The organism is Pseudoduganella sp. RAF53_2 (genome assembly GCF_052113985.1).
GTDB lineage: Bacteria > Pseudomonadota > Gammaproteobacteria > Burkholderiales > Burkholderiaceae_D > Rugamonas.
The window spans coordinates 1-2197 of record NZ_JBFRDW010000829.1 but is presented as its reverse complement, the minus strand read 5'-3'; the positions used below and the strand labels follow the sequence as shown (position 1 = coordinate 2197).

Sequence of the window (2197 nt, the reverse complement as noted above, 5' to 3'; positions counted from 1 at the left end):
AAAGTGCCCAGGTCCAGCATGCCAACACCGTTATCGACAAACGCATGGAAAGTGCCGTCAGGGGTATCCGCATAGCCGACTACATGGCCCTGATCATTGATGGCCGTGCCCACGCTGCTATTGCCGCCCAGCGTGCCCAGGTCGCGCATGCGCAGGCTTTCGTCGTAACGGTAAGCGTGCCAGGCGTTGGTTGCGGTCAGTGCAGCGCCTGTGACCAGACCGGAATTGTTGATCGCGTTGGCCACGCTCTCATTGCCGCCGAGCGTGCCGATTTCGATATTGCGTCCATTGGAGATCAGGATGGCGCGGCGGTTGCCGTCTTCGTCCTTGATTTCGCCGACCGTTTCACCGGCAGCGTTGACGTCCATGATGGCGCTGGATTCGTCTCTCTTCTCGCCCATTGGGCTGACAGCGTGGGCGGTGGAGAACAGCATCGTGATGCCGAGGGCAATCAGCGCTCTTTTCATGGACAGCCTCCTATGATGAAAGAAGGCTTGACTATACGATACTATTTCGTCGCAAATGTACGCGAATTGTCACACCTTCTTCACGAACTCGGACTTCAGGCTCATGGCGCCGAAGCCGTCGATCTTGCAGTCGATATCGTGATCGCTGTCGACCAGGCGGATGTTCTTGACCTTGGTGCCTTGCTTGATCACGCCGCCCGAACCTTTTGGTTTCAAGTCCTTGATAACGGTGACAGTGTCGCCATCCTGCAGGAGGTTGCCGGCGGCGTCGCGATAGACGCGTGCGGTTTCCACAGCCGCTTCCGCGGTGGCGGACCATTCGTGGCCGCACTCGGGGCAGATGTAGTTGCTGCCGTCTTCATAGGTATACTCGGACTGGCATTTAGGGCAGGCAGGGAAGTTACTCATTGGGATAAACAGTATGCAGAATTTGGAAAACCCGATCTGGGCTGCGCTGACTTCGGCGCATGAGCATTTTAACATTCCGGCCGGGGCGGCCCGCCGCTATCCGGCCGATGTAGCGCTTTTTCTGGCGGTGCCGGAAGAGGGCATGCCGGCCGACGTCGCGTCCATGACTGGCGATTACTATGTGTTGGGCGTTTTCCCGGCGCTGCTGGATGGCTGGTCGTTGCAGCCGCTGTCGAACGTGCTGCAGATGGTGTACGAAGGTGGGGCGGTGCCGGCGCCGGATCGCAGCATGATCCGCGAACTGGCGCAGGATGATCCGCAGATGGTGGAGCTGACCAATATCGCCTTTCCCGGCTACTTCCGCACGCGTACCGGTTTGATGGGGCGTTATATCGGTATTCACGAACAGGACAAGCTGGTGTCCATGTCCGGTGAACGCATGGACCTGGGCGCGATGCGCGAAGTGAGCGCAGTGTGTACGCATCCCGGCTTCACGGGCCGCGGACTGGCCAGGCTGCTGGTGCTGGACTGCATGCACCATATGCAGCAGCAGGGCGTGCAGCCCTTTCTGCATGTGGGATCAGCGAACAAACGCGCGCAGGCGCTATACGAAGCGCTGGGCTTCAAGCCTACGCGCGAGCTGAAACACGCGAAAGTGATCAGTCCTTCGCGTTGACGCTGCCGAAGCCGCCGATCGACTTATTGACCGTCTTCGGATGGCCGTAGTAGCTCAGGTTGCCCATGCCGTGCACCACGAGGTTCAGCGTGTCGCTAGCATGTACGGCCACGTCGCCCATGCCGTTGAAATTGACGTCGGCGCGTTCGGCTTTCAGGTTCCTGGTATCGACTTCGCCGACACCTTGGGCTTTCAGGCGCAGCAGCTTGACCTGGCCGGCCGCATGCAGCGCGCCGGCGCCTTCGAAACTGATGTCGATGCGCTCACCGCTGACGCCGCGCAGATTTGCTTCACCGGCGCCTTGCACGCGGAAGCTGGTCAGGGCAGGGACGGTCACCACGATTTTCGATTCGCCCTTGATGGTTTTCGGGCCGTTTTCGTTCCAGGTGACGCGCAGCACGCCGCCATCGACCACGGTTTCCACGCGGCTGATGAAGGCTGGGTCGCCGTTAATGGTGACCGATTGCGGCTTGCCGACTTCGACCGACATACTAACGGGGCCTTTGACGTTGATGCCGACAAAGTTGTCCAGCTTGCGCGGCTGTTGTTCGGCGTGGGCCGATACAGCCAGGAGCAGGGCGGGGAGGAACAGCAGTTTATGCATAAACGCTCCAAATGACGGCGGATCAAATGATCCGCCCTACGC

General features: G+C 59.9%; 3 protein-coding genes and 1 pseudogene. 1 reads left to right on the top strand and 3 read right to left on the bottom strand.

Features of this window, described 5'->3' with window-relative positions:
- Together AB4Z11_RS30020 and AB4Z11_RS30015 are read right to left on the bottom strand one after the other, a co-directional pair.
- Nucleotides 1–467: pseudogene (locus AB4Z11_RS30020) on the bottom strand (HAF repeat-containing protein); the annotation flags it as partial.
- 69 nt (nucleotides 468–536) lie between these two features.
- Nucleotides 537–875 carry a zinc ribbon domain-containing protein YjdM gene (locus AB4Z11_RS30015; RefSeq protein WP_442029584.1) on the bottom strand — a complete coding sequence of 113 codons (339 nt, stop codon included), beginning with the start codon at nucleotides 873–875 and terminating at the stop codon, nucleotides 537–539.
- A 13-nt stretch (nucleotides 876–888) separates the two neighbouring features.
- Between AB4Z11_RS30015 and AB4Z11_RS30010 the strand changes: the two genes are divergently transcribed.
- Complete coding sequence (locus AB4Z11_RS30010; protein WP_442029582.1) at nucleotides 889–1551, top strand: GNAT family N-acetyltransferase; 663 nt, start codon at nucleotides 889–891, stop codon at nucleotides 1549–1551.
- Here AB4Z11_RS30010 and AB4Z11_RS30005 read toward each other — a convergent pair.
- The gene (locus AB4Z11_RS30005) at nucleotides 1535–2155 is read right to left on the bottom strand and encodes a GIN domain-containing protein (protein WP_442029580.1); all 621 of its coding nucleotides are present in this window, start codon (nucleotides 2153–2155) and stop codon (nucleotides 1535–1537) included. The genes AB4Z11_RS30010 and AB4Z11_RS30005 overlap by 17 nt on opposite strands.
- Between the last annotated feature and the right edge of the window lie 42 nt (nucleotides 2156–2197).